The sequence below is a fragment of the Pleomorphovibrio marinus genome (assembly GCF_003347495.1).
In the GTDB taxonomy this organism is placed as follows: domain Bacteria; phylum Bacteroidota; class Bacteroidia; order Cytophagales; family Cyclobacteriaceae; genus Pleomorphovibrio; species Pleomorphovibrio marinus.
Genome location: NZ_QCXY01000001.1, coordinates 853,471 through 879,545, shown reverse-complemented (window position 1 = coordinate 879,545; position 26,075 = coordinate 853,471). Strand labels below are relative to the sequence as shown.

The 26,075-nt window shown below is 42.1% G+C and carries 25 protein-coding genes; 7 read left to right on the top strand and 18 right to left on the bottom strand.

Annotated elements, in window-relative coordinates:
- The first annotated feature begins 22 nt into the window (after window positions 1-22).
- Window positions 23-1,303: an aspartate kinase gene (locus tag DB520_RS03660; RefSeq protein ID WP_114748268.1), complete on the top strand. Its 1,281-nt coding sequence runs from the start codon at window positions 23-25 to the stop codon at window positions 1,301-1,303.
- Window positions 1,304-1,305: 2 nt separating this feature from the next.
- Here DB520_RS03660 and DB520_RS03655 read toward each other — a convergent pair whose 3' ends face one another.
- Both DB520_RS03655 and DB520_RS03650 read right to left on the bottom strand, forming a co-directional pair.
- Window positions 1,306-2,172 carry a fructosamine kinase family protein gene (locus DB520_RS03655; protein ID WP_114748267.1) on the bottom strand — a complete coding sequence of 289 codons (867 nt, stop codon included), beginning with the start codon at window positions 2,170-2,172 and terminating at the stop codon, window positions 1,306-1,308.
- Window positions 2,156-2,653: a low molecular weight protein-tyrosine-phosphatase gene (locus tag DB520_RS03650; protein WP_114748266.1), complete on the bottom strand. Its 498-nt coding sequence runs from the start codon at window positions 2,651-2,653 to the stop codon at window positions 2,156-2,158. The genes DB520_RS03655 and DB520_RS03650 overlap by 17 nt, the downstream gene beginning before the upstream one ends.
- A 153-nt stretch (window positions 2,654-2,806) precedes the next feature.
- Between DB520_RS03650 and DB520_RS03645 the strand changes: the two genes are divergently transcribed.
- Window positions 2,807-3,220 carry a Fur family transcriptional regulator gene (locus DB520_RS03645; protein WP_114748265.1) on the top strand — a complete coding sequence of 138 codons (414 nt, stop codon included), beginning with the start codon at window positions 2,807-2,809 and terminating at the stop codon, window positions 3,218-3,220.
- A 48-nt stretch (window positions 3,221-3,268) separates the two neighbouring features.
- Entirely contained in the window at window positions 3,269-3,901 is a 633-nt protein-coding gene (locus tag DB520_RS03640; RefSeq protein ID WP_114748264.1) for a peroxiredoxin, read from the top strand.
- A 68-nt stretch (window positions 3,902-3,969) separates the two neighbouring features.
- On the opposite strand, the gene DB520_RS03635 is transcribed toward DB520_RS03640, so the two are convergent.
- The 6 genes from DB520_RS03635 to DB520_RS03610 all read right to left on the bottom strand — a co-directional run bounded on the left by DB520_RS03635 (window position 3,970) and on the right by DB520_RS03610 (window position 9,476).
- Window positions 3,970-4,569: a TIGR04282 family arsenosugar biosynthesis glycosyltransferase gene (locus DB520_RS03635; RefSeq protein ID WP_114748263.1), complete on the bottom strand. Its 600-nt coding sequence runs from the start codon at window positions 4,567-4,569 to the stop codon at window positions 3,970-3,972.
- Window positions 4,570-4,633: 64 nt separating this feature from the next.
- Complete coding sequence (locus DB520_RS03630; protein ID WP_157971920.1) at window positions 4,634-5,059, bottom strand: hypothetical protein; 426 nt, start codon at window positions 5,057-5,059, stop codon at window positions 4,634-4,636.
- A gap of 87 nt (window positions 5,060-5,146) precedes the next feature.
- Window positions 5,147-6,481 (bottom strand): NAD(P)/FAD-dependent oxidoreductase, encoded by a 1,335-nt coding sequence (locus DB520_RS03625; RefSeq protein ID WP_114748261.1) that lies wholly within the window; start codon window positions 6,479-6,481, stop codon window positions 5,147-5,149.
- A gap of 290 nt (window positions 6,482-6,771) precedes the next feature.
- Window positions 6,772-7,365, bottom strand: a complete 594-nt coding sequence (locus DB520_RS03620; protein WP_114748260.1) for a LutC/YkgG family protein — start codon at window positions 7,363-7,365, stop codon at window positions 6,772-6,774.
- Window positions 7,362-8,738 (bottom strand): lactate utilization protein B, encoded by a 1,377-nt coding sequence (locus DB520_RS03615; RefSeq protein ID WP_232834820.1) that lies wholly within the window; start codon window positions 8,736-8,738, stop codon window positions 7,362-7,364. Before DB520_RS03615 ends, DB520_RS03620 begins: the two co-directional genes overlap by 4 nt.
- 18 nt (window positions 8,739-8,756) lie before the next feature.
- Complete coding sequence (locus DB520_RS03610) at window positions 8,757-9,476, bottom strand: (Fe-S)-binding protein (protein WP_114748259.1); 720 nt, start codon at window positions 9,474-9,476, stop codon at window positions 8,757-8,759.
- A gap of 228 nt (window positions 9,477-9,704) precedes the next feature.
- Between DB520_RS03610 and DB520_RS03605 the strand changes: the two genes are divergently transcribed.
- The 3 genes from DB520_RS03605 to DB520_RS03595 all read left to right on the top strand — a co-directional run bounded on the left by DB520_RS03605 (window position 9,705) and on the right by DB520_RS03595 (window position 12,322).
- A complete protein-coding gene (locus DB520_RS03605; RefSeq protein WP_114748258.1) occupies window positions 9,705-10,091 on the top strand; it encodes a VOC family protein in 387 nt (128 codons plus the stop codon).
- On the top strand, window positions 10,088-11,158 hold the full coding sequence (locus DB520_RS03600; RefSeq protein WP_114748257.1) for an FAD-dependent oxidoreductase: 1,071 nt from the start codon (window positions 10,088-10,090) through the stop codon (window positions 11,156-11,158). Before DB520_RS03605 ends, DB520_RS03600 begins: the two co-directional genes overlap by 4 nt.
- A 117-nt stretch (window positions 11,159-11,275) precedes the next feature.
- Window positions 11,276-12,322, top strand: coding sequence for a dihydrodipicolinate synthase family protein (locus tag DB520_RS03595; protein WP_232834819.1), 1,047 nt, complete (start codon window positions 11,276-11,278; stop codon window positions 12,320-12,322).
- Window positions 12,323-12,332: 10 nt separating this feature from the next.
- Here DB520_RS03595 and DB520_RS03590 read toward each other — a convergent pair whose 3' ends face one another.
- The 4 genes from DB520_RS03590 to DB520_RS03575 form a co-directional block, all read right to left on the bottom strand.
- Window positions 12,333-12,935, bottom strand: coding sequence for a DUF2179 domain-containing protein (locus tag DB520_RS03590; RefSeq protein ID WP_114748255.1), 603 nt, complete (start codon window positions 12,933-12,935; stop codon window positions 12,333-12,335).
- Window positions 12,936-12,943: 8 nt separating this feature from the next.
- A complete protein-coding gene (locus DB520_RS03585) occupies window positions 12,944-13,840 on the bottom strand; it encodes an alpha/beta hydrolase family protein (RefSeq protein ID WP_114748254.1) in 897 nt (298 codons plus the stop codon).
- Between the two features lie 85 nt (window positions 13,841-13,925).
- Complete coding sequence (locus DB520_RS03580) at window positions 13,926-15,101, bottom strand: CynX/NimT family MFS transporter (RefSeq protein ID WP_114748253.1); 1,176 nt, start codon at window positions 15,099-15,101, stop codon at window positions 13,926-13,928.
- A 153-nt stretch (window positions 15,102-15,254) separates the two neighbouring features.
- A complete protein-coding gene (locus DB520_RS03575) occupies window positions 15,255-15,671 on the bottom strand; it encodes a GNAT family N-acetyltransferase (RefSeq protein ID WP_114748252.1) in 417 nt (138 codons plus the stop codon).
- 131 nt (window positions 15,672-15,802) lie between these two features.
- Here DB520_RS03575 and DB520_RS03570 point away from each other — a divergent pair, with 131 nt between their 5' ends.
- On the top strand, window positions 15,803-16,930 hold the full coding sequence (locus DB520_RS03570) for a Gfo/Idh/MocA family protein (protein WP_114748251.1): 1,128 nt from the start codon (window positions 15,803-15,805) through the stop codon (window positions 16,928-16,930).
- 445 nt (window positions 16,931-17,375) lie between these two features.
- On the opposite strand, the gene DB520_RS03565 is transcribed toward DB520_RS03570, so the two are convergent.
- The 6 genes from DB520_RS03565 to DB520_RS03540 form a co-directional block, all read right to left on the bottom strand.
- Window positions 17,376-17,900, bottom strand: coding sequence for a hypothetical protein (locus DB520_RS03565; protein ID WP_114748250.1), 525 nt, complete (start codon window positions 17,898-17,900; stop codon window positions 17,376-17,378).
- A 372-nt stretch (window positions 17,901-18,272) separates the two neighbouring features.
- The gene (locus tag DB520_RS03560; RefSeq protein WP_114748249.1) at window positions 18,273-19,907 is read right to left on the bottom strand and encodes a M1 family metallopeptidase; all 1,635 of its coding nucleotides are present in this window, start codon (window positions 19,905-19,907) and stop codon (window positions 18,273-18,275) included.
- Between the two features lie 70 nt (window positions 19,908-19,977).
- Complete coding sequence (locus DB520_RS03555; RefSeq protein WP_157971919.1) at window positions 19,978-20,796, bottom strand: ATP-grasp fold amidoligase family protein; 819 nt, start codon at window positions 20,794-20,796, stop codon at window positions 19,978-19,980.
- A gap of 554 nt (window positions 20,797-21,350) precedes the next feature.
- On the bottom strand, window positions 21,351-22,493 hold the full coding sequence (locus DB520_RS03550) for a hypothetical protein (RefSeq protein WP_114748247.1): 1,143 nt from the start codon (window positions 22,491-22,493) through the stop codon (window positions 21,351-21,353).
- An 891-nt stretch (window positions 22,494-23,384) separates the two neighbouring features.
- A complete protein-coding gene (locus tag DB520_RS03545) occupies window positions 23,385-24,524 on the bottom strand; it encodes a DUF4221 family protein (RefSeq protein WP_114748246.1) in 1,140 nt (379 codons plus the stop codon).
- A 303-nt stretch (window positions 24,525-24,827) separates the two neighbouring features.
- Entirely contained in the window at window positions 24,828-26,060 is a 1,233-nt protein-coding gene (locus DB520_RS03540; RefSeq protein WP_114748245.1) for a M14 family zinc carboxypeptidase, read from the bottom strand.
- Between the last annotated feature and the right edge of the window lie 15 nt (window positions 26,061-26,075).

Below are 26,075 nucleotides of genomic sequence, written 5' to 3'. Positions count from 1 at the left end.
TGTACCAAATTAATCCCTGTTAATGATCCAACCTTTAGTGTATAAGTTCGGTGGGGCCTCTGTAAAAGATGCCGATTCAATAGAAAATGTTGCTAAAGTGCTGAATACCAACTGGAAACAGGGTCTTATAGTAGTGGTTTCGGCAATGGGAGACACTACCGATTTACTGGAAGAGATTATTAATAAGGCTTTTGTCCGCGAACCCTTTTCCACTGAACTTGAAAAGGTTGAATCCCTTCATCAAGAAGCATGTCAACAACTTTTCCCGGGAAACCACAGTATCTTCAACCGACTGAAAAATGATTTTTCCAAACTTAAGCGAACTTTGGAAAATCAAAAATTCATTGAAGAGGGGGAAGCCTTTTTCTATGACCAGATTATTGGTTTTGGGGAGTTGATCTCTACAAGAATATTACAGGAATACCTTTGCCTCCAAGGGAATTATTGTCTTTGGCAAGATGCACGGGAGCTTATTGCCACTGATTCCAATCACAAGATAGGAAGAGTGGATTGGGTATTGACCATGCAGCAGTGCAGGAAATTACTGGTCTCGCAGTTAGAAAGGTATCCGGTAATTACACAGGGCTTTATGGGTAGTGATTGGTTAAACCATACAGTTACCCTTGGAAGGGAAGGGTCAGATTTTACAGCCGCCATTCTGGCCGTTAGCCTAGGTGCAAAAAGTGTTACCATCTGGAAAGATGTTTCCGGCATCCTTAATGGGGATCCTGATTTATTTCCAGATGCGGTAAAGTTTGAATACTTGGACTTTGAGGAAGCCGCGGAGATGACCTATTTTGGGGCAAAGGTAATCCATCCTAAAACGGTCAAGCCACTGGCCAAGCATAAGATTCCCTTATACGTTAAGTCTTTTGTCGAACCTAGCTCCACTGGTACGGTAATCGGTAGCTTCCAGGACGACCCCCGAATTCCCATCACAGTAATCAAGAAAAACCAGGTATTGTTAACTTTCCGAATCAGGGACCTTTCCAGAATTGGTGGTTTCCATTTTGAAGAAATCTTTAAAGCCGCAAAGCAGCAAAACTGGACCATTAACCTGATACAGGCCTCTGCCGTTACCCTTAGAGCAGTTTTGGACGTTATGGATAAACCGAGATTGGTATTACCAAAATCCCTCCAAGAGGTTTTTGTGGTCGAGCAGCAAGCCAACCTTTCTTTGGTTACGGTTAAAAACTATACGCAGGATCAAGAATCAAAATATGGAGCCAAAGAAAACGGGATTAGACTAAGCCAGAAAAGCCCTACCACCTTGCAATATTTGATGGAAAAAATTCCCCTATAAATTTAAGCCAACCATCGCTTTATCGTGCGCTGCACCCCAGAAAGATAACTTTTTCCAAATAAATTCACATGCACCAATAAAGGGTAGAGGTTATAAATTTCCACTCGCTCCTCAAAACCCGGTTCAAGTGGGAAAACCGAATGGTAACTTTGGTAAAACTTGTTGTCAAAGCCTCCGAAAAGTTTGGAGAAGGCAAGATCCACTTCTCTGTGTCCAAAATAAACCGCAGGATCTATAAGTGCAGGAAGTCCGTTGGGGCCTGTGATTACGTTTCCTGCCCAGAGGTCCCCATGCAGGAGGGCGGGTTTTTCTTTAGGAAAAACACTGCTTAACTTAGGGTAGATTCCTCTGAACCTCCCCATAAATGTTTCATCTACCAGCCCCTCGTAAAGAGCCCTTTGTAGCATGGGCTCCAGTCTTTCTGCTATAAAAAAGTCCTCCCAATCCTGGTGGGCCCGATTGGATTGTGGTAAAATGGAGATATAATTATCTACCTCCAACCCAAATTGGTTTTGGGTGGCCATGTGCAGTTCTGCCATCCCCTCACCCAACACTTGAGAATAGTCTTCTGAAGGCTTTACCCCTTTCACCCATTCCATCAGAAGGTAATTACGGTCTTCAAGCCTGCCTTCGTACAGGGTCTGCGGGACCAAAAGCCCGCAATTCTCCCTTAGCAGTTTTAAGCCCTCATCTTCCCTTTTGAAAATATCACTATCCTCCTGATGATTTACTTTGAGCATAAACTCTCCACGGTCTGTATGGAGATAGATGGCCTGGTTGATGGTGCCAGCAGCAATCATCCGATACTGTTGGAGTACAGGTTCTTTACCAAAAACACGCAAAAAAACTTGGTTAAAGAAGTCTTCCATTCTCTATATCAAAATCTTTTTCCATCATGGAGATAAGACCATCAATGGATTCATTAAGGATTTCATATACTTTTTCAAATCCCTCTTCCCCTCCGTAATAAGGATCAGGAACATCTTGGGAATCTGCGTTTTTCTGAAAATGACGGATCAAAAACAGGCATTTTGGCGTCATTTTAAAAATCTCGCCTGCCATATTGATGTTGTCAACATTCGACTGATCCATGGCGATAAATAAGTCAAAGTCCTTAAAATCGCTTCGATTCAATTGCCTGCCTCTATGGTGCAGTTGAATGGAGTGACGCTTGGCACAGGCAATGGTGCGTTCATCAGGAAGTTCGCCGATATGATAATCGGAAGTTCCACAACTGTCACAACTTACCTGATGGGTATAGTTCCTCTCATGCAGTTTTTGGGTAAAAATGGCTGCGGCCAATGGGGACCTACAGATATTTCCCAAACAAATAAACAATACTTTTATCATGATTTTCCCAGGTTAAGGGCTTGAAAATCTGTTATAATGGGGATTCTAGGGCTCACAAAACTAACTATTATAATCAGAGATTCCTTGGGATGCCATGATTTTTTTCCTACCTTTGCGCATTAATTCTCAAATAGGAATGATTATTAGCTGACAATGACTGTGGAAACCGCAAAAAAAAGGATAATAGAAAGTGGGTTGAAATTCACCCATCAAAGGATGGTAGTGTACAATGCACTTCAGGTTTCTGCGGATCATCCCACAGCGGAATCAGTATATGAAAAAGTGAAGGAAGCCAATCCCTCCATTTCCCTAGGAACAATTTATAAGACCCTTGAGAATTTTGTAAGAGCAGGTATTTTAAAAAAGTTTACTGACGATGTTGGGGTTATGAGGTTTGACCCAATGCTTGAAACCCACAGTCACTTATACTTTACCGATACCCAAGAAATCAAGGACTATAAAGACCCCGGTCTGGTACTTTTATTAAAAAAATACTTTGAGGAGAACCAAATCGATAATTTTGAAGTTGAAGAATTATCATTGGTAATTAAAGGAAAAACAAAATAAATTTTAAAATCATACAATTATTATCCGTAAACTTTAAAAGAATAATTTATGTCATTAGTAGGAAAAAAAGCACCTTTATTCAATGCCCCCGCTGTAGTAGATGGGGAGGAGATAGTGGAGAACTTCTCTTTGGAGCAGTATTTGGGCAATAAAGATGTGGTATTATTTTTCTATCCCAAAGACTTTACTTTCGTATGTCCTACAGAAATCATAGCTTTTCAGGATAAGCTGGAGGAGTTTGAGAAAAGGGGTGTTGCTGTTATCGGTGCTTCTTGTGACACAGAAGAGTCACACTTGGCTTGGTTGGCAACTCCAAGGGATAATGGAGGCATCGAGGGAGTTACTTATCCCATCGTTGCAGACCCTGTGAAGACCATTGCACACAATTATGGTGTTTTGGCCGGTGATTGGAACTACAATGAGGATGGGGAATTGACCTATGAAGGTCTTCCAGTTGCCTTCAGGGCTACCTTCTTGATCGACAAAGAAGGAGTGGTAAGACATGAAACCGTCAATGATCTTCCTCTTGGAAGAAATATTGATGAGATGTTGAGACTTATAGATGCCCTTAGGCATGTAGAAAAATTTGGTGAGGTGTGTCCTGCTAACTGGGAGGAAGGCAAGGAAGCCATGGCCGCCACTAAAGAAGGAGTGTCCAACTACTTGGCGAACAATAAGTAAATCTTTTCCAATTAAAAAATTAAACCCTGCCTCTTACAGGCAGGGTTTTTTTATAGCTTGCCACATAATTACCCAAAGTTGAATTTGTTTTTAAAGGCCATTAAATCCTCCCAATCATCTATATCCCTTAAGGTCGGTAATACTGAAAAGCTAAGTCCAATTCCCTGAATTTCCTCCAAAGTCCTGTCATATACTTTTTCGGTGCTCCATGGAATGGATTGAAAAATTGAAGCATACAATTTATTCATTCCAATGAGGTAATATCCCCCATCCAAGGCAGGGCCAATAGTAATGTCATGGTTATCTAGTTGAAAAAATGCATCTTCAAGTATTTCTTTGCTTATTTCTGGGCAATCCGTACCGATGATCAGAGCCTTTTTGTATCCTTTTTTAAATACTTCCCTAAATGCATGAACCATGCGTTCACCCAAATTATTTCCCCACTGAGTAGTGTGGTGATATCTGCTGTCCCTGCGCACCTTGAGCATGCCATCCCCATCCAAAAAAACAAAAATATCTGCTTGAACATCATTCAGGGCATTATGCGTAAGGACGATAAGCTGTTTATATACCTTGGCTGCTTCCTTTTCCCCAATGTCTTTTGCAAGTCTGGTTTTGACTTTACCAGGTAGAGGCTCTTTTTCGAATACAATTACTGCATTTTCCATTCCGCCCCAAATATAGCAAAGCCAAATAACAGAAAAGGCCCCTTTGGGCCTTTCTGGGTTAATTTTAGCGTGATCTTCCACCGCCTCTTTGGTGCCGGGGATTGTTGCCCTGTCCTGACCTAGGTCCTTTACGTCTCCTTTCCTGCATTTTTTCCCGATTTTCCTCGCGCTTTTCTTCCCATAGCTCTTTTTGCTCAGGGGTAAGTATTTCTTCCATCTTCGAACGGTAATTTTCCCGACTTTCTTTCATGGATTCTCTCCTGGCTTTCATTTCCTCTTCCCTGGATTTGGCCTGGTCTAGATGTAAGGCATAAACCTCAGCCTTCTGGTTTTCGTCCAGTTCCAATTGATCTGCCATTCTTTCTGAAATTCGCTCTGCCATTTTTTCGGGAGACCTTTCTGCTCCTCTTCTGCTTCTGGTTTCCTCCTGAGCCCTTAATTCAACTCCAGCAATCAAAACCACCGCTACTACTAATGCTAACTTTTTCATGATCTTCTCCATTTAGTTTTCAAAAGGTTAGACCTACGGGATTACCAATCGTTTAACGGTTACCGGTAGATTCTTTGTTAAAGAACCTTAATTTTTGTCCTCAACCAGTTTTTCCCTATCCCTAGGTTTCACGTAGCTTGGCCGAATAAGTAGCCTAAGGGCAGGATCAAAAGAAAGGTAGTTCCATGCCCAATCCAAAAAGATAAAGAGTCGGTTTTTCACCCCTACAATTGCCATGAGGTGTACAAATAGCCAAGTAAGCCAGGCCATGGTTCCCTGAAAGCGAATAAAAGGTAGATCCACCACTGCCAATTTTTTTCCCACAGTAGCCATGGAACCCAAATCCTTATAACGGAAAGCTCTTGGGTCTCTTTGTTTTTCGATATTTTTTAAATTATGTGCAAGGTTGTCTGCTTGTTGTAAGGCCACCTGAGCTACTTGAGGGTGGCCATCTGGAAACTCCTCTGTTTTCATCAAACAAATATCCCCTAATGCATAGACAGAAGAACTGTTTGGCAATTGATGAAAGGGATCCACCAAGAACCTACCGGATTTTGAATATTGTTCCGGCTCAATACCCTCAATTATATTGGCCTTTATTCCGGCTGCCCATAGCAAGGTCTGGGTATTAATTTCCACCCCCTCCTTGATTTTGATTACGCGACCATCATAATCCTCTACAGCGGAATTCAGTTTTACTTGTACACCCAGGCTATTAAGGTACTCTTTCGCTCTTTTTGAAGAAATCTCAGACATTCCGGACAGCAATTGGTTACCCATTTCTACCAATACGACCTTCATTTTTGCGAAATCAAGTTGTGGATAGTCCTTTGGCAATACCCTGTTCCGCAATTCTGCCACTGCTCCTGCAAGCTCTACACCCGTGGGGCCTCCCCCAACAATTACTACATTCATTAGGGACTCCAGTTCTTCTTCATCCGCGGTATTTATTGCCCTTTCATAATTGGAAATAATCTTATTTCGGATGAATAGTGCTTCTGATACACTTTTCATGGGTATGCTATGTTCCATGATATTTGAAAGACCAAAATAATTGGTGTTGGCACCCATACCTAGGACCAGGTAATCAAATTCCAAATATCCAATACTGGTATATACCCTTTTCTGATTTTGGTCAATTTTTTTGGCCTCGGCCATTCTAAACGTAACGTTGGGGGTATGGTGAAAGATCCTGCGTAAAGGAAAGGAAATGGCGCTGGGCTGCAGTCCAGCTGTGGCCACTTGGTAGAAAAGGGGTTGAAACTGGTGGTAGTTGTTTTTGTCCAACAGCACCACACTATAAATTGAATTTTTTAACTTTCTGGCAAGCCGTAATCCGGCAAATCCTCCTCCTATAATGACGACTCTCTTTTTTGTTGATGAAGGAAGGTTTGGAATAGGTATATCGAGTGGCTCGTACATGGTCGGGATAAAATAAGAGTTAGCAAAGGAACCAAATCATAAAATTAGAAGGATTGAGTACTACATCTTTCTACGAAGAGGAAACTATACTGTTGAGGTATTTTGGAGAAAGGGAAATTTTAAGGGCAAAAAATGAACTGAAACAATAGTGCCCTTAATATTTTAATGAAAATCTGAGAGTTAGAAAAGTCGTTTAATCACCCGTTGTAAAAGTAGGATAGATTTTGAACAAAAAAAATACCCCGATCGGGGTATTTTTTAGTCTATTTCCCTCTTATTTTAAAATTTATTTACTCATCTGCAATGATAAAAACAGTCATACTCCGCGGCCCATGCGCTCCGATAACGAGAGATTGCTCAATGTCCGCGGTTTTGGATGGTCCAGCAATGAATACCCCGTAATCAGGGGCTGAGACATCCACTTTCTTGTAAACTTCGTGCATATCAGGGAGCAAATTTTTGGCATCTAGGATGACTACCAAATGCTGAGCGATAAATGGCAAGACCCTATGCTGCAAGTTTTCCTCGGGTAACCAAATTGCTGCGTTTTCGGCGACCCCATAGGTTCCTTCCAATATGGCAAGTTCCACTTTCTCTAGATCATGGGGGTCTCTTATGCTATCGCAATCCAGGTTCCCCTTGAAGGACTTAGAAAGGGATATGGTTTGTTTGCCAGGGTCAAAACTGGATTCCAGGTAACTTCCAATCTCCTCTCTGCTTTTTACCAAAATTGTTTTTCCGCCGTTTAGGGCCGAGGATTCCTTGAATTGCTCAATCAAGTCTCCATTATTCCAGGTATCTCCAAAGGCCAATAATTCTGGCAATGGGGTAGGCTGGGGTTTGTTTTTGGCGATTTTCCCTAAAATTTCACTCCTGCTACTCATGATTTCCTGTTTTTAAGGTACCAATCTTTGAAACTTTCTTTTGGAGAATCTGGCAGGTCTCTGTTTTTACCCCAGGTATTCACCCTGCTATAAACCAGCTTTTTGGGAGTAAGTTTCAGGGCAGATCTTGCAGTTTTACCCAAAAAGTCATACCAAGAGGGACTTCCCATTACCTTCCCACCCAGTTTCATGGCCCACTTTTTAGATGGGGACTCGTGCCCTGCTTGGGTAATCACCTGTCGCCACTGGTAAAGCTGCTCATGTATATTGATTTTCACCGGACATACATCTGAGCAGGATCCACAAAGGGTGGAGGCAAAGGGCAGGGTACTGTGTTTTTTTAAATCCATACCTGGTGACAAAATAGATCCAATGGGCCCGGGCACTGTAGAATTGTAGCTAAAGCCACTACTTCTTCTGTAGATGGGACAGGTATTCATGCAGGCACCACAACGAATGCATTTCAGTGAATTCCTGAAATCCTCCCTGCCGAGTTGTTCTGTCCTGCCATTGTCCACCAGGATCAAGTATAATTTTTTACCGGGTCTTGGACGATGAAAGTGGGAAGTATAGTTAGTGATACTTTGTCCAGTGGCACTTCTTGCCAACAGCCTCAGATATACTCCAAGATCGGCTTTCCTTGGAATCAGTTTTTCTATACCCATACAGGCTATATGCAAATCTGCCAAGTGAGTACCCATGTCCGCATTCCCCTCATTGGTACAAACTACAAACCCTCCGGATTCCACGATCCCAAAATTCACACCGGTGATTGCCGCATTGGCACGGATGAATTTCTCCCGAAGGTGAATCCTAGCGGCTTCGGTGAGGTAACTGGGGTCATCAGCCCCTGAATCGGTACCTAGGTGGGTATGAAAAATATCACCTATCTCTTTCTTTTTAAGATGTATGGCAGGCATTACGATGTGGCTGGGAACCTGTTTATTGAATTGAATAATCCGCTCTCCAAGGTCTGTATCTACCACATCATACCCTTTATCTTCCAAAAAATGGTTCAACCCACATTCTTCAGTAAGTATGGACTTGCTTTTCACTATATTTTGTACATGATTTTCTTGCAATATCCTTAAGACATGGGCATTATGTTCTGCTGCATCTTTAGCCCAAAGGACTTCAATGCCGTTTGCTTTTGCGTTTTTCTCAAAAGTTTCCAGAAGTGTATCCATGTTCGATAGCACATAGTCTTTGACCATAGAGGCATTTTCCCGGAGTTGTTCCCACTCTGGCAGTTTTTGTGCCGCAGTATCCCTTTTTTTTCTGACATGCCAAAGGGTTTCGTCGTGCCACTGCGTACGGTCAGAATCTTTCAGAAAGGCTTCAGCTGCTGATGCATGAGTCATTATCTTGGCCATAGTTTGAGCTTTTAAGTTCTATGAAGGTTGGGAACCATTCAATATTTGTGCGATATGCATTATTTTAATGGGTGATTGCGTTCGGGATGACAAACCCGCCAAATGCATCAAGCAGGACATATCTGCCGAGGTGATTACCTCCACTCCGCTTTGTATGTGGTCTGCCAACCTATCCTGACCCATACGCACAGATACCGCTTCCTCCGATACCGCAAAGGTGCCTCCAAAGCCACAGCATTCATCTTGTCTCTGCAATTCCACTAATTCTATATCCTTTATCTTCTCTAATAATGATTTAGGTTTATTGAAATCCTCTCCTACGATTTCGGAGGCTTTTGCCAACCGCAAACCTCTCAAACCGTGGCAGCTTGCGTGAATACCAACTTTAAAAGGAAAACTCACCCCAACTTCTTCTACTTTGAGAATATCCGTGAGGAATTCGCATAATTCGAAGATTTGTGGACCACTATCGTCCAGGATATGTTCCTTCACATGTAAAGTACAACTCCCAGAGGGGGCGACAATATAATCATAGGCCCCGAAATTTTTGGTGAAAAGCTCGGCTGCGTCATCCCCATAACGCTGGTATCCTGAATTGGCCATAGGCTGTCCACAACAGGTTTGCCCGTGAGGGTATTCCACCTCGACACCGTACTTTTCCAGAAGCTCCAGGCTGGCAATGCCCACTTCCGGATAAAACTGATCTACATAACATGGTATAAATAATGCAACTTTCATTTTCCTGACCCTTTTAACAATAAAAAAGGGGCTGCTGTTTAAAGGCCCCCTTAAAGATAAGCAGCAGAAAGTAAACCTCCATGGTTTTCGGTAAATTCAAAGGCAATCTTTCAACGCTTTGGAACACTTATCTTTTAATCTTTAATTCCGTAAACTAAGGTATTTATATTGTCAATTAAAACTGTCCTGTACTGTGCTGAAGAATTTACCATCAAACTATTCACAACTATGAAACCTACATTTAGGGGAGGACTTAATATCGCCGTTAAGATCCCAAAAGCCAAGTACCAAGCCACCTTGCAATTTTACGGGGAAACGCTGGGCCTGGAACTGGAAGAAAGACCCATTTCCCATCCTGAAATTACCCGGACGCACCGGGTCGTGTTTGGCCCAAATATTTTGTGGCTGGACTGCGTGCCTACAAAAACCCATTCAGAGACTTGGCTGGAACTAAGGACAGAGGAGATGGGTTTGGCGGAAGCATATTTGCACGAAAACGGTGTGCGTTTTTGCGATGAAATTGAGGATATTCCTAAAGGTATGCACTGGTTGACTGATCCAGCCGGCACCGTCTTTATATTGTGTGAAAACGATAGCGAACAAGAAAATAAATGAATGCCGGCAGAAAGAACGTCTTGATTGTAGGGGCAGGCCCTGTGGGTTTATGCCTAGGTCTTATGTTGGCCCAAAATGGCATTTATGCCACTATCATCGATAAAAAGCGAGAAATAGTACCCTATTCAAAAGCCTTGGGAATCAATCCCCACTCCATCATGCTTCTCCGAGAGCTTGGAGTTGTCGATTCCCTATTTTCACAAGGTAGAAAAATGCAATCCATCACGATATGGAAAGGGGAAAAACCTATCCTACATAACCCTCTGTCTAAGGCAAAACACCCCTATCCATTTATGCTCATATTGCCCCAAAGTCAAACGGAAAGGATATTGCTTTCGGCTGCAAAGCAAAAGGGATTGGATGTGAAAATGGGAGTTCCCTATTCAGGTCATGTCCTTGAGGAGGGAAAATTTAGGGTTATTGGACTTAATGATTCATTTGATTTTTTAATTGGTGCGGATGGAGCCCAAAGCCCAGTGAGGAATAGTTTGCAAATTCCCATTGAAGGCTTTAGTTATGCCAATGAATGGTCTCTTTATGATGTATGGCTATCCTGTAACCTTGATCCTGACCAAGGCCATATAAGGCTAAATAGGGAAGGAGGAATGATCATGATCCGCATAAAAGATAGTCTATGGAGAGTGGCAGGAAACCAAGCCCACCTATTAAATGACCTTCCTGAGGGCACCTCAGTGCAAGGAATACAGTGGGGGTCTAAGTTTTTTATCCATCACAAAATGGCCAAACAACTGGTAAAAGGAAATGCAGCGATTTTGGGAGATGCTGCCCACCAGCATTCACCTCTGGGAGCCAGGGGTATGAATTTAGGATTTGCTGATGCAGCAGCTCTAGCGAAGGCAATTTGTTCAGGAAATATCAAAAACTACGAAAATATGAGGTTGCCAAGAATCCGGAGAACGGTGAGAAGGGTCAATGCAATGACTTTCGGTTTGGTTGGGCAAGAATGGTACTTGAAGGGATTAAGAAAACATCTGCACCTGTTAAGCCCTTTACTTCAATTGGGCCTGCCGTATATGAGGGATTTTATGTTGGGAGTAGAAAAATAGAAACTTGGCAAGAGGGGTATTTTTGTTGAACTTGTTAATGAGTTTTTCCTCCAACTAATAGTCCATTCCAATGCTTAAAAAGTATTTTATTAGGAAGATTATTGCCAAATTAAGATGATGAATGAAGCTAAATATATTGCCAGAAGGGAATTTTTGGGTAAATCGGTGAAGGGAGTATTAGCTTCCTTAGCAGGATTAACTTTTTCAGAATCCCTAACTGCCCACCAAAGAATCACCCTTCCCCTTCGCGAAGAGAGAAGGAACATCCCCGTAATGTTGACCGCATATCAAGCTGATGGTAAGATTGATTACAAAGGGATGGATCGCTTGATGGATTATTATTTAGAAGCGGGAGCCAGCGGCTTTTTTGCCAACTGTCTTAGTAGTGAAATGTATCACCTAAGTCCCGAGGAAAGATTGAAGTTAACCCGGTATGTGGTGGATCATGTAAAGGGTACTGTACCGGTGGTAGCATCGGGATCCTTTGGGAAAAACATTGCCGAAAAAGCGGATTTTATTAATAAAATGCAGGATACAGGTGTGGATGCAGTGATTCTTATTACCGCGCATTTGGCAGAAGAGGAGGAACCGGATGAGCGGCTCATCTCGTATACACGGCAAATTCTTGAAAAAACCCCCGGGGTTACATTGGGGACTTATGAATGCCCTAATCCCTATAAGCGAGTTGTAACCCCGAAGGTAACACAGTTTCTGGTGGAGAGCGGTAGGTTTATCTATCACAAGGACACCACCGAGGATATGCAACAAATCAGGCAAAAACTTCACTATTCTGATGGGAGTAATTGGGGCTTATACAATGCGCATATTGGTACAGCTGCTAAAAGCCTTCGGGAAGGGGCAAAGGGACTTTCTCCGATTGCAGGTAATTTTTATCCGGAGATTATTTCTTGGATGTGTGCCCATGCGGAAAACCCCGAAAAGCAAAAAGAAGTGAACTGGCTTCAGGAGAAGTTGATAGCCACAGAAAAAAAGATTGGAAATCAATATCAACTTGGTGCCAGGTATTTTCTATCCAAAAGGGGGTTGGACATAGCCGCCAATTGCAGATCCACTGATGCAAAACTTACTGCTGAACAGCAGGGGGTATTGGATGAAGTACTTAAGGAACTACCCCAATGGCATGAAAGACTGGGAATAAGCTAATCGAAGGGCATTACTTTCTGATAAGGCTTAGAAATCGGGTAGAAAATTTACGTTTGTCTTCCATCAAATCAAAATCGTCCTCACTGATTTTTTTTACGCTTTCTATGGTATAAAAAGCCTTCTCGTTACACTTTTTGACCTTCCCGATAAATTCCTTCAATGTGTCCCTCTTAAGCACCGTAAACAGGAGCTGTACCCTTCCATACCTTCCTTCTGCACCTACCGTGGTAAACCTATGGCCTTTTTCCTTCATGTACTCCATTAAGTCATGCATGGGTTCGGGAGTGATCACCCTTACCAAAACCCTTCCCATGGCCAATTTCTCTTCTATAGTCATTCCCACAAATATCCCCATGGAAAAACCGCCTGCATATGCAATATAGGAGAGGGGATTATTTATGTTTTGGATGATCTGTCCTATAGCCAGTAACCAGATCAATGCCTCAAAGAACCCCAGCAGTGGAGCCATAAACTTCTTGCCATTGAGTACGAATACGATCCGCAAGGTATTAATGGATACATCACCTACCCTAGCAATAAATATTAGTAAGGGCATGATGAGGTAATTAAAAACTTCTTGGGAAATTCCCAAATTGGTTAAATATTCCTGCATGGTAAATGTTAATTTGCAGAGTTTGTAAGAATTTTTTCTGCTTGTGGGGACAAGGTAAGTCGAGCCCTAAGTGAGGGATAGCTATTTTCCACAATAAATGCCACAATTGGGGCGGGGTCCTCCAATGAATGGGGATGATGTCCTACATTCTCTTTAAGGATAAGGTAGATTTCATGTCCATTTTTTTCGAATAATTCCATCAAGGGATAGGTGTTTTCCTCCATCGGCACTACTTCGTCCATAGCTCCACAAACGTGAATTACTGGAATTTTTTCTTTAGCGATAGACACCGCATTGAAAAGAGGGATATCCTCATAGGTCAAGGCCTCTTGCTCATCTATCTGATAGGCAAGAAGCAACTTTTCCCAGTCAGATGCGGAACCTTCGCTGCTTCCTTTTCCCCCTGGCCAGCTCTTGATGTCACATACGGGTGCATCTGCATAGATACTTGTTACCTTATCGGTATTTTTGGAAGCCCAATTATACACATATAATCCACCTCTGCTCATGCCTTCCAGCACACAGAGAGGGTTTAGCCTATATGTATCCAGCAAGTGAGCGTAGAAATCATCCCATAACTTCACTGCCGAAGGGCTTCCATAGAGATCAGGAGCATCTACAAACACGACATGATAACCCAGTTCAAGTAGTGCCAAGTCGACCTGTGGTTCATGCCCCCAAAATCTAGCTCTCCATATCCAGGGGTTTTCAGGGGCTGTCTGATTGGGTTTTACCACAATGGCAGGGAAATCTTGGAACTGGAACTTATCTTGTTCGTATTCCGAAAATGGGTCATCGAGATTGGAGTTCAGGAAAGTTAGGTTTCCTGCCTGACTTAAGAGAAAGTAGATGAGCGCCCCAATTAGGATGCCCAACCCAAACAAAAGAAATTTTTTTAGTCGCATACTGAAAAAGTTGTTGATGCCTTTCTATGAATGATCCTACAAAAATAGCTAATTATAGGTTAATGTTTAATGCTACAGAGGATTATTAAATGGATTTGGCTTTCCCGGAAAAGTATCCAAAAAAAGAAAAGAGAAAAGTGGAACATAGCATCAGATAAATTAATATGTTCCAGTTTTGCCAAATATCAAAAGCCATCCCGAATAAAAGAGGACCAAAAGCTGCCAAATAGTATCCCGAGGACTGTGCCATACCGGACAAGGCGGCAGTTGTTTGGTCGCTCGCGGTTCTTAAGGCAATCAGGGTATAGGCCATGCTAATGCTTGCCCCCATACAAAGCCCTGTAATGGCTATCCCTACCAGGTTTGCACTATTACCGATGGGAAAAAGCAGGCTAAATCCCAAAAGGTAAACAAGGCCTAAAAAAAGGTTTAGTCCTGATTGTTGTCGGTATCTGGTGGCGATGATGGGTGCCAGAAAAGTACCTACCAAAGCAGTGATTTGCATAAAGGAGGCACTATACCCTGCCTGAGCGGCACTCATTCCCCTAGCGATAAGCATATCTGGGAGCCAGGTAATCAAGGTAAAAAACATCAGAGATTGCACCCCCATAAAGGCACTCACCTGCCAGGCCAACCTTGATTTCCACACATTCACTTTTAGTATCGGTCCAATATTTCCTGTGGATGCTGGGGTTGGACGTATATGTGGGTACCAAAGGACGAGGGTAATTACTAAAGTTATGGACCAGAATAACAAAGCCCCTCTCCAGCCCCAAGCCAGACCTTGAGCAAGTGGTACACTTACAGCCGAAGCGATGGCAGCCATAAGTGTCATTCCAGTGGTGTACATTCCTGTGATCTGCCCGGTTCTACTTGGCATGCGGTTTTTTACCAAGGGGATTAATAGGACATTGCAGACTACGATTCCGATTCCTGTTAAGGCCGTGCCTAGGTATAGCAACCAAGTGCCGCCTGAAACGCGTATAACCGTTCCCGCAAGCAAGATGATTAATCCAAAAAATATGGCTTTTGCATGTCCTAATCGATTACCAAACCGAGCAGAAAACAGAGAAAAAGTAGCGAAGGTAAGTAGGGGGAGGGTGGTCAGGAAGCCAGCCCAAGCATTGCTAAGTGCCAGATCTGTCCGTATCATGGGTATCAGAGGCCCCACAGAGGTAATAGAAGGCCTAAGGTTAAAGGACACTAATAAGATTCCCAGGATTAAAAAAGAGGGGTTTTTAGAAAGCGTAACTGTTTGCATGCTGCAAAATTAAGGTTTCCATTCATTTTTGTCGGAAAATTCCTCAGTTTGATTGGTCTGTTATTGGGCCATGTACTGCTTAGGAAATCAGGAATTTAGACTGTACTTTTTAGGAAAAAAGGAAACCTTCTAATATGTTAAATAAGAGAGAGGTTAAAGTAAGGAAGTCAAGTCTTCCATATAGTAACAGGCTGGATGCTTTTCCATTCCAATTTTGGGATAATATTCCACTGCCTTTGGGGCGGACAATAGGATTAGCTTGGCCCCTGGAGCCAACTCCATGGTTTTTTTTACCAAAGTTTTTCCAATTCCCAATCCATGAAATTCCTTGTCCACTGCTAAATCCGATAAGTAAGTGCAATAGCTGAAATCACTAATGGCTCTGGAAACCCCAATCAGTCTTTTCCCTTGCCAAGCGGTTACCAGGATTTGGGCATGATCCAACATTTGCTGTAACCTTGTTAGGTCATTGATAGGCCTTCTCTCCCCCAAAGTGGACTGAACAAGAACCTCCTTGAAGAGGTTTGCATTTATTTTGGCAGTATGCGAATAAGAAATAGTTTCAATCATGGTGTATGGATAATGCTGACTTACAATTCACATTTATTGGGCAAAGGTCTTTAGTTCTACCTCATTTTACAATATATTGCAGTTAGGAATAATAAAAGACCAAACCGTTTAACCCATTAAACCCATTTAAAATGAAATCAAGAAGAGATTTTTTACAAAAAATCACCCTTTCGGCAATGGCTTTCCCATTCGCACACCACCTTCAAGGATCATCGTTAAGTAAGAATATTACGGTAGGAGCTAATCGAGAAGAAGTATTGAGAGTGGCCATCATGGGCCTAGGAAGCTATGGTACCCGTGTAGCGGAGGCCATGCAAGACAGTACAAGGTCTAAGCTGGTAGGTGTCATCAGCGGAACTCCATCCAAAATTAAAGATTGGCAAGGTAAATACGGAATACCGGAAAAGAACTGCTACAATTACGAAAATTTTGACCAAATAAAGGACAACCCAGATATAGATGCGGTGTACATCATCACACCCAACTCCCTCCATAAGGACCAAGCCATCCGTGTGGCCAATGCGGGAAAACACGTGATTTGTGAAAAACCCATGGCACTTAATGAAAAAGAGGGTAGGGAAATGGTGCAGGCTTGCAAGAAAAACAATGTAAAACTCCTGGTAGGATACAGGATGCGTTTGGAGCCAAATACATTGGAAATAGTACGTATGCGTGAAGAGGATGAACTGGGGAAAATCATGTTTTTCCAGGGGTTGAGTGGCTTTAGGATTGGTGATCCCAACCAATGGCGACTGGATAAGGACCTTGCAGGGGGTGGAGCCATGATGGATATAGGTATTTATTCTGTAAACGGTGCCAGGTATATGGTAGGGGAAGACCCCATTTGGGTAACTGCCCAGGAAACCAAAACGGATCCTGAGAAATTCAAGGAAGGAGTGGACGAAACCATTCAGTTTCAGTTTGGATTTCCAAGTGGTGCTGTGGCGTCCTGTCTTTCTACTTATAATATGAGTCATCTGGACAGGTTTTTCCTAAACGGTCAAAAAGGCTTTGCCGAACTACAACCTGCTACCGGATACGGCCCGATTAAAGGTAGAACTCACAAAGGTCCTTTGGAGAAGCCCCATGTTACCCATCAAACCGTACAGATGGATGAAATGTCTGATATGATATTGAAAGGGAAAGAACCAAAACTTCCCCTTGACGGAGTGGAAGGGACAAAGGACCTAATTATCATAGATGCCATTTATAAGGCAGTAGCCTCGGGGCGTAAAGAAAAGATTGACGTTACCTTCTAAGAAAATAAAGCATTTATTGCCTGTAAGCATATTCTGGTTTTGGTATAAAGCGGAAAGGATATAAGACTGGAGTTACTTTTTTCGAATACCAATCCTAAGTTTGGGTAATCCCTTTTATTAATATTAGGTAGATTCCACCCATTGTGCTTAGGCAGTGTGCAGGTTATAGATTGAATGCTCCATGGGTGCAGGGCTTTTCCTAATTGCTTTACCCAAATTGGGGAATTAACCTAAGCTTGCTATCGTGGACTGCCCTCCCGTTTTGGGGGACAGTCCACGATAGCAATTAGGAGGTCATTGAAATTAATATGTCCTGATGAAGGTGAGGTCCAGGCTAGAAACATGCAGTTTAAAAAATGCCTCCTCCTAATTTATTGACCCAGGAAATCAATAGGCAATTTTTTTTGGAAGGTAATCCTTAGAATTGATCAGAAAAGCCTAATCTTCAATTAAGCTTCAATACCACACCAAGGTTGAGCCATGCCCAGTTGTTTCCTATTTCGCCATAAGCACCGAATTTCTCCGTGAAATAGTAGCGGGCACCTGCATGGAAGGATACCAACATGCCACTTGTAGCAAAGGCAGCCCCATTAAAATTAAAACTCCTGTAATACAAGCCAAGCCCACCATAAAGGTCAAGGTTGTCTTTTTCCATGTCAAGAAGTTCGGCAAAGTGGTAGGATCCCCTAGCTCCAATTAAGGAAATAGAGAAACCGCTGTAGCTTACATATCCAAATTCACCACCTACACCTATGACTCCCTTTTCCAAATCTGCGATGCCATATTCAGCACCAACACCTACGGGTAGGCCAAATCCTCCAAAAACTCCCAAGGAGTAGGTGCTACCGAGGCCAACTCCCCCATGAAGCACAAAATCTTTTTCTTTAAAGGCCTGTCCATTTACCTCGCTGATAAATGGGAACAAGAACAATGCGATAAAACATATGTTTATCAGTTTTTTACGTATCATAATAGACAAGTTTGATAAATGAAATGAAAAACGATATACAAAAGTGTCGTATAGTCAGAAAGTAAAAGTAACACAAAATATAGTTGAATAAAAATAGCCATTAAACCCTCTAAATTCTTTTAATGCCTATTTATACAGAATAATAATTGAAATCTAATAAAGATTCATTGAAAAGAGGGGTATACTTATTCGATAGGATTTTAAAGTTTTTTAAATTAGGCTTTCTTGTATGAAAAACTTTGAGGATGAAAATACTGGCAGGGTTTTGCTAATGAATTCCTTTACAATTTTGAAAATTGCCTTTCCCGAAGTTTACAACTTTCAGCAAGCTTAATTCTCAATTACAGAAAAGGAAGGTTTCACCCAGCTCAACTACCTCAATTGAAAACTACCCACATAAAAGTTTTGTGCTACCTTAACCTCCGCTTGGTTGGCCTTAAGTTCCATCCATTGCGTAGAGGGACTAATCCGTAAGGTGCTTCCACCCAGCAGAATATCCACAGGCATGTCAAAAGAGGGGATACAATTGGTCCAACGGTAGCGAAGGGTTTCATTGTCCGAAAAGTAATATTCCAAAACGGGCAGGGATGGGTTTCTTAGGTATTGGTCAAAGAAAGCAGATAAATCCATATCGGCCTGGGAGGATATGTAGTTTTCCACTTGGGCACTGTTAACGGTTTGATGGTAAAACTTTTGGTTCAACCCTCGTAAAATTCCTCGCCACTTTTCATCGTCTTGAATGATTTCTCGCAGGGTGTTCAGGATATTTCCTCCTTTGTAATACATATCTGCGGATCCCCGGTAATGAACGGAATAGCGCCCAATGATTGGGAGTTTGTTTTCAATTTTGGAACGGGTGCCCCGGACGTATTCCTGTCCAGCCTCCTTTCCATAGTGGTAATCCAAAAACAGGCTCTCCGAGTAATTGGTAAAGCTTTCATGGATCCACATGTCCGCAATGTCCTTATAGGTGATATTGTTGGCAAACCACTCATGACCGGATTCGTGAATGATGATAAAGTCGAACTTCATCCCCCAACCTGTTTCGCTTAGATCAGTGCCACGGTAGCCGTTTTCAAAATTGTTGCCATAGGTAATGGAGCTTTGATGTTCCATGCCAAGGTAGGGAGCTTCCACCAGTTTGTAGCTGTCCTCATAAAAGGGATATGGCCCAAACCAATGTTCAAATGCTTCCATCATGCGTATCGCATCTTTAAATTGATCTTTGGCCTTTTCCAGGTTATAGCGCAATACATAGTAGTCCATGTCCAGAAAACCCTTTTCCCCCTTGTATTTTTCACCAAAGTGTACATAATCCCCAATATTGATATTGACCCCATAATCATTGATGGGATTACTTACAAACCAATGGTAGGTGTTGCTGTCTTCTTGTTCCTCTACTTTCCTTAATCGACCATTGGAGATATTCATCAGCCCTTTGGGTACCTTCACACTGATGAGCATACTGTCCACTTCGTCTGCGGGGTGGTCTTTGCTGGGCCACCAAATGCTGGAACCTATACCCTGATTAGAGGAGGCGATAAAATGTTTCCCGTTTTGGTCTTTAGTCCAGGTGATACCCCCATCCCAGGGTGGACGTTCCGCCTCCTTCGGAGTGCCCTCATATTGGATGATTAACTCTTCAACTTTTCCAGGCTCCTGATTCTTGATTAAAGTAATGAAGTGGGCGGCTCCTTCTCTTTTAAATTCCAAGGCTTTGCTGTCTTGAGTGACGGCTGTTATTTTAAGGGGTTCCTGAAGATCAATTTGAAGCAATTGGTGAGGTTTATCCACCTTGTAATGAACCTTGTTTTCACCTTTAATGGATTTTGTTTCGGGAAAAACTTCTACATTGAGATGATAATAGGTAAGGTCCCACCATGCCCGTTCGGGGGTAATGCTTCCCCTAAGGGTATCCGCACGGGTGAAACTAACTTGCTGACCAATTGCCGTTAAAGGGATACTTAGCAATATTCCGAAAATTAAAGGGCCAATTTTCCGATTCATCCGTATGGTGTTTCAGGCATTTAAATAGTAATAGTTCACCGCAAACCGATATAAACATACGATTTTTTGATTAAATCATTCCTGGGCAATATTTTTCCCAATAGGAATTTAATAATTTGCTGCCTCTACCATTGAAATACAAGCCTGTAGCTGGGGTACCTGTAAACTCCCCAAACACGGAGCCTCTTGGGGTCGAGTAAAAATCCAGACGGACAAAACTCTTAAATATCTTGCTGATGGTTCTTGCATCCTTTAGCATTTCATCCAAGCATTTAGGAGGTAAGTTGTCTTTTCCGTTGGGGAAATTGTAATTCAGTTGGGGTAGTTTGTTCCAGTCGCTATCATAAAAGACGTGCGTGTTTTGTTTTGTATTACGTTGAATTTCTTGGATGCAAGCAACTTTGCCATTAAATATGTATACTTTATAGTCAATATGAAGTCGAAATTCATTATTTTCGGTGGGAAGGAATTCTTCTACCAATACACAAGAGCAAGGCCTTTTCTCCAGGGATTTTTCCAGATATTTATTTATGTCCTGAATACTAGCTTGCTCACTTTTCAGCAGATTCATACCATTTCTTATAACAAATACCCCTTTGGAATCCCAGTCTCTACTTGTTCTTATCACATAGTTTTCAGGTAAACTTTTCCATGGTAAGTCTTTGATATTGGTTCCGACCCAATATAATGCCGGCGTTTTTATGTTAAGCTCTTCTACAAACCTTCTACTATTGTATTTATCACTCATAAATCTCTGCCAATGGGCGATTTCTATAAGTTTAGGTATTGAAAGTGGATCGGGTAAGATATAAATGTCCTTAAGTCCATCTTGCCAGAATTTCTGTCTCCTATTCCTTATTTTTTTGCTGAAGGCTCTGTTTAATTCCATTTTGGAAAGGAATTTTTTTCTTAGTTTAATTAGCAATGGACTTTTCATAAGGGAGGTAAGTTTGAGGAGAAATACGATGCCGGGTGAGTTTTGGATGATGGCCTTGAAAAGAAGGTTGGTAATAAGTAAAGTATATTTTTCAATTTAAAATAAAATTACTTGAAGAAGAACCGAGTTTCATTATCTAAATTTTGGATAAAATTATATCATTTCCATCAACACTAAGTGTTATTATACCTGTGGACAGGCGGATTTGTCAGAAATTGCCTCCTTTTTTCCCACAGTTCAGGCGAGTCATCCGGATCAAATATGGCGAAAAATCGTGACTATTCTTGCTCGGTCTGATTCCAATTCAGCATCGAAAAAGGGGTCATTTCCGTGGGAAGATTGTTGCCGATTCTGTTCTTTTGGTAGGTAACTTCAAACTTATGCGTACCTGAGGAGTAGAACAAATTGCCACTCTCCAGTTCCACCATCTTACCTGCCTAAGTGACATAATAATGATTTTGCAAGAAGTTTCCCTCGTCATTAGACTTTATAAAGAATTGACACCCTTATTCGGTGAATGTGGCCAGAGAAAGAAAGTAAAAAGTCGTGGTTGGTTGCATTTTGGCCTTTTCCCTTCGGATGATAAGACCATTCCGAAACTCAAAGATAGGGTCTAATTTCCCCTCCCATCTTTTTTCGTCCTTTTCATATATCAAGGATAACGCACCTTTGTGCGTTCCTATAAATTCTTTAAATCCTTCCGGGGAAGGGTCATGAAGGTAGGAATAATAGGCATTTTGGCTGGCTGCCATGCGGTAGCTAGCTAATATCCTATCCCCGGAAATATGAAAGCCTATCCAGGCAGAAGAGGTGATCATGCGCTCATAGGCAAGTCCAGGAGCAAGCTCATCCTTAGGAATTGGTTCCCAGGCTGTGAAATCCTTCCCCGGCTCCAGCTTTAAACTATCCTCCAACTCTAGCGCAGGAAAGGAGTAACTGAAGATATACGGGCTGTGGGGAAATAGCAGGTAAAGTTTGTCTTCTTGAATTTGTGCATATGGGGCTATGTCCAAAAAGTGCCCCTGTGCTTGCCTTTGCTTGATGGTAAAGGGCAATTCTGCCTGAGCAACAAAGTCATCTTCCTCCATGTCATACACCCAAAGAAAAGGGTATCTGGAATAAAAGTCCGGGGCATCTTTCTGCCAATCCATCACATGCTTTGGATAGCCAAAGGTGAAGAGGTGATTTTGGTGGAGGAGGTTTAAATGCCCGGGGTTGAAGTAGAGCGAGAATTGGTTGATAGGAATATCCTTTTCCTTTATCCCTTGCAGAGAATCGTTCAACCAGTAGAGGTGTGTGGCACCAACCATCAACAATTGGTTTTCGTCCAAAAAATGAATGGAATAAAACTTACTGGGAAGCGAACCTGCTGTATCTGTATTGCTTAGACTTTTTTTTTGAAGGATTTCCCCCTGCCTATCTGCCAGAAGTACCCTTTTTTCTTCGGATTCATAAAGGACAAAGTATTCCATGCCTTGCGTCCAGTTCAACAGTTGCAAGTCACCTTTATGATGAATGGTAAGGCTGTCTGTTTTCTTGAACTCCGGAGGGGTGATTGATTCGGGGGACTTATCGGTAGAAGGGGTACAGGAAATCGCAAAGTAGAGCAGTAATGCGAAGATCTTAGAGGAAGAAATATAATAGGTCATAGGTGAAATTCCCTTTGGTTAGATCCTTCTATCCATCTCGATTCCACTTAAAAGTGAGGCGTTAGAATCTACGATATAATTCATTTTCTCAAAAATCCAGAATTTTTGTACAGCATTGGAAGTTGCGACTCAAATGCTGCCTTAATGTTTTCCTTAACTACCATTATAAGCATTACTGGTAAGAAATATACCGGTTTTAACTTGCAAACCAAAAAGTTTACATTGTCAACGTAAACTAATTTACACTGTCAATGTAAGCATTTTGTACAAAGTAAAGAATCTAAGGATTCAGTAAGTAAGGTGCAAAACGTCTTTTGGAACGCCGATGACGCTGATTGTGCGGATGATCACTGATGTTATTATTATTTCCTAAATAGATCCACAACTATCCCTTAAACCAGCATTCCTTTCCTTTCCTAAGATTATCTCCCGCAGATATTGCAGATGCATGCTGAATGGTTTCTAGTCAGTCATAAAAAACAGCGTCAATCCGCTTAATCCACGTCATCAGCGTTCCATTTGCTTCCGGATATAATCTCCCGCAGATATCGCAGAGGGATGTTTAGCCAATAAAAAATAATCAGCGTCAATCCGCCAGATCCGTATTATCAGCGTTCCTTTTGCTTCCGGAAATAATCCCCCGCAGATATTGCAGATGCACGCAGAAGGGTTTTTAGCCAATAAAAAATAATTAGCGTTAATCCGCCGGATCCGTGCCATCAGCGTTCCTTTTGTTCCCTTAAATGATCTCCCGGTGATACCGCAGATGAACGCAGAAGGATTTTAGCTCAGTTCAAGATATCAGCATCGTTCCCCTTAATCCTTACAATCGACTTTCCCTTTTGTGTTTTTCAAAAAGAGTTAGTCTGGGGTTTTCTATTCCCATTCCGTCTATAGCCCCTCCACGGTAAAAAGGTCGAAGGACAAAATATCTTCCCTTAGCTCTGGGTTGCTGTCGTTGTTGGTGGAAAGGTAAAGCCCTTCTTCGGTGAGAAAGTATTGGCTGGAAACATACCGCTCCCCTGGGAATAAAGTCTCTCCCAAAGTGTTAAAGTCCTGATCCAGAATGATGATGGAAAAGCTTTGATCGTGGAACTCTAGTTCCTGATTGAATTCTGATACCCCATGCCGAGCCAATCTATAATAAACAGAACGATAAGGATCAAAAATAATAGCACCGTAACTAGGAGTAGTGAATACATATTCCCTATCGGTATCTACCCCGGGGTTTTCGTGGGGTTCCAATTCATCGAAATAATTGCTCTTTGCCAGGTATTCATTTTGAGAAAAATCAGACAATTCCATCACCTGGACAAAATGGTCTGATGAAAAGGAACTAACCAGTTGATCTTTGTTATTTCTGGTTGTGGAATAACTCATTCCCCTAGACCCCCAAACCTTTCCCCTCATGGCATTAGGATAATTATTAAAGTAGTCAATTGTGCAAGTTTCCACATCAAATGTTATCATACTAGGTGCCTCATAATATTCGGGAATCCATGGGCTTCTGTCAGGGGCTACATTTAGGATTAATTTGTCTCCATAAACATTAAGCGGATTAATGGTATAGGAAGCCGGCATGCCAGAATGTGAGCCAGGTAACCGTCCGTCTTTGATAAGGCTACAAGAATAAAGAAGGCTACCCCTGTGGTTTATAATAGAAATTTTTCTATCAGAGCCTGAAACCACAAAAATTGAATCCAAATTTAAAACTTTTAATCCACTGGGCCTTCCCACACTCTCAGGGCCTTCCTCCTTAAGAGGAACAGAAAAGGAGAGTATTCTATTTTCTAGATCAAAAAAATGAATGATAGGCACATTATTTTCCAAAAACACCAAATAGGGAATCTTATCAGTTGAGAAACTATCCACATGGTAGGATAAGTGGAGGGTCTTATATGAAGTTCTATCATCCAATGGAAGCTCCAAGGTTCCCGCTTTTTTCAGGCTAACCTCGGTGGTCTCACTATCAGATGGATCTCCACAGGCACTGATTAGTAGAGATATAAGGAAAAAGGTAAAATACTTCATGTTATTCAACTAATCCCTTAATATAAAAAGTTTAGTTGATTTATCCTTGTTTTGGAAAGTAAATTTTTAACGTGAGAACAGGCACATTGATCTCCCAAATTGTGCAAATGCACGCAGAAGGGTTTCTAGTCAGTCAAAAAGCAATCAGCGGCAATCCGCCAGATCCGTTTCATCAGCGTTCCTTTTGCTTCAGGAGATTATCTCCCACAGATACTGCAGATGCACGCAGAAGGGTTTTAGCCAATAAAAAATAATCTGAGTTAATCTGCTAGATCCGTGTGATCTGCGTTCCAAATAATCATTCTATTTCGATGATTCAATTTTTAAGTAGATTCCCAAGGCCCTAGCCATGTCCCGCCCAAATTGCCGGGCATTCTCAGGGTGGATGACTTGCTTTCCATGGTTGGCAAAGGGGAATTCAAGAATGCTGGTAAGCTTGACCCCTGTGAGGGTTTTCGCCCAGTCCAAAAATGGCACCTGTAAATTTCCGTCCTCTTCCCACACGTTCCATCCCTCACCATAAGGTAACCATGCCTTTTCCGCATCCAAGACCAGTTCACCGCTTTGATGCTCATTGAGAATGGAAATAAACCGCTGCTGTTCTTGGGCAATAGCTGGATCTTCATCTCCCACAAAATAGATGTGCTCGTTCCACTCGCCAAAAAGCCATGGACAATGGAGATCAAATACTGTAGTGATTTTCCCTTCCCCCCAATTTAGCATGGTGTTTTTCAAGGCTTGGGTGCTCTGGTAAATAGGGTTTTCAGCATAATCCACATCGTGGTCCCAGGGCTTCCTGAGTTTCCCTTGATCCCCATCCTGCACGCCGTCCTTGTCCATAAAAGGCAGGATGAGAAAGTCCACATGTTGTCTTAACCATGCCATGGCCGGCTCATTATCTTCAAGCATGGATCGGATAAAACCTTCCAATACAAAGCTCACCATGGCCTCATTGGCATGATGACGGGCGGCAATGACTACCTTGGCTTTGGAAGTTGCTTCCTTAGCTTTGATTTCCAATAACTCCGCACTTCTTCCTTTCTCGGATTTGGTCAAGGTGGAAAGGGATAATTGGGGATGATCGATATAGTTTTGTATAAATTGTGTAAAATCCTTTTCCAAGTACGGGTATCCCACACTGAAGCAGACTTCTTTTCCACTATTGTCGAAACCATAAACAAAGTAATCCTTCCCCTCTCCGATTTTTTCCTCTTGCCAAGACCAAGATTGCCCCCCGTCCATACTGATCGCTGGACCCATAGTGCCTACCTGACGTTTAGGAAATTGGAAGTACACCCTCTTTCCTTCCATTCCATTTACTCTGAACATCCAATAAAACCATTCTTCACTGGTGTCCCTCAAGTCAGGTCTTATGCCAACGGTATCTGCATCTAGGGTATAATAAAGCGTGCTTGTGCTACCAGGCTGATCGACAATGATATTCCCACCTGGAAAATCGATGTCAATTTGTTGTCCTTTTACCCCTTGGTTCACCATTAGAAAAAGGAATGATAATACCACTAGATTTCGAATCATCTCAATTATTAACCA

Coding starts and splice junctions, on each gene's coding strand:
- DB520_RS03605 (WP_114748258.1), top strand. CDS start 9,705: ATGAAACCTACATTTAGGGGAGGACTTAATATCGCCGTTAAGATCCCA.
- DB520_RS03590 (WP_114748255.1), bottom strand. CDS start 12,935: ATGCAGGAATATTTAACCAATTTGGGAATTTCCCAAGAAGTTTTTAAT.
- DB520_RS03570 (WP_114748251.1), top strand. CDS start 15,803: ATGAAATCAAGAAGAGATTTTTTACAAAAAATCACCCTTTCGGCAATG.
- DB520_RS03620 (WP_114748260.1), bottom strand. CDS start 7,365: ATGAGTAGCAGGAGTGAAATTTTAGGGAAAATCGCCAAAAACAAACCC.
- DB520_RS03625 (WP_114748261.1), bottom strand. CDS start 6,481: ATGTACGAGCCACTCGATATACCTATTCCAAACCTTCCTTCATCAACA.
- DB520_RS03540 (WP_114748245.1), bottom strand. CDS start 26,060: ATGATTCGAAATCTAGTGGTATTATCATTCCTTTTTCTAATGGTGAAC.
- DB520_RS03635 (WP_114748263.1), bottom strand. CDS start 4,569: ATGGAAAATGCAGTAATTGTATTCGAAAAAGAGCCTCTACCTGGTAAA.
- DB520_RS03555 (WP_157971919.1), bottom strand. CDS start 20,796: ATGGAATTAAACAGAGCCTTCAGCAAAAAAATAAGGAATAGGAGACAG.
- DB520_RS03630 (WP_157971920.1), bottom strand. CDS start 5,059: ATGAAAAAGTTAGCATTAGTAGTAGCGGTGGTTTTGATTGCTGGAGTT.
- DB520_RS03655 (WP_114748267.1), bottom strand. CDS start 2,172: ATGGAAGACTTCTTTAACCAAGTTTTTTTGCGTGTTTTTGGTAAAGAA.
- DB520_RS03640 (WP_114748264.1), top strand. CDS start 3,269: ATGTCATTAGTAGGAAAAAAAGCACCTTTATTCAATGCCCCCGCTGTA.
- DB520_RS03585 (WP_114748254.1), bottom strand. CDS start 13,840: ATGCGACTAAAAAAATTTCTTTTGTTTGGGTTGGGCATCCTAATTGGG.
- DB520_RS03595 (WP_232834819.1), top strand. CDS start 11,276: ATGAATGAAGCTAAATATATTGCCAGAAGGGAATTTTTGGGTAAATCG.
- DB520_RS03660 (WP_114748268.1), top strand. CDS start 23: ATGATCCAACCTTTAGTGTATAAGTTCGGTGGGGCCTCTGTAAAAGAT.
- DB520_RS03575 (WP_114748252.1), bottom strand. CDS start 15,671: ATGATTGAAACTATTTCTTATTCGCATACTGCCAAAATAAATGCAAAC.
- DB520_RS03600 (WP_114748257.1), top strand. CDS start 10,088: ATGAATGCCGGCAGAAAGAACGTCTTGATTGTAGGGGCAGGCCCTGTG.
- DB520_RS03560 (WP_114748249.1), bottom strand. CDS start 19,907: ATGAATCGGAAAATTGGCCCTTTAATTTTCGGAATATTGCTAAGTATC.
- DB520_RS03580 (WP_114748253.1), bottom strand. CDS start 15,101: ATGCAAACAGTTACGCTTTCTAAAAACCCCTCTTTTTTAATCCTGGGA.
- DB520_RS03650 (WP_114748266.1), bottom strand. CDS start 2,653: ATGATAAAAGTATTGTTTATTTGTTTGGGAAATATCTGTAGGTCCCCA.
- DB520_RS03545 (WP_114748246.1), bottom strand. CDS start 24,524: ATGAAGTATTTTACCTTTTTCCTTATATCTCTACTAATCAGTGCCTGT.
- DB520_RS03645 (WP_114748265.1), top strand. CDS start 2,807: ATGACTGTGGAAACCGCAAAAAAAAGGATAATAGAAAGTGGGTTGAAA.
- DB520_RS03565 (WP_114748250.1), bottom strand. CDS start 17,900: ATGATACGTAAAAAACTGATAAACATATGTTTTATCGCATTGTTCTTG.
- DB520_RS03610 (WP_114748259.1), bottom strand. CDS start 9,476: ATGAAAGTTGCATTATTTATACCATGTTATGTAGATCAGTTTTATCCG.
- DB520_RS03615 (WP_232834820.1), bottom strand. CDS start 8,738: ATGGCCAAGATAATGACTCATGCATCAGCAGCTGAAGCCTTTCTGAAA.
- DB520_RS03550 (WP_114748247.1), bottom strand. CDS start 22,493: ATGACCTATTATATTTCTTCCTCTAAGATCTTCGCATTACTGCTCTAC.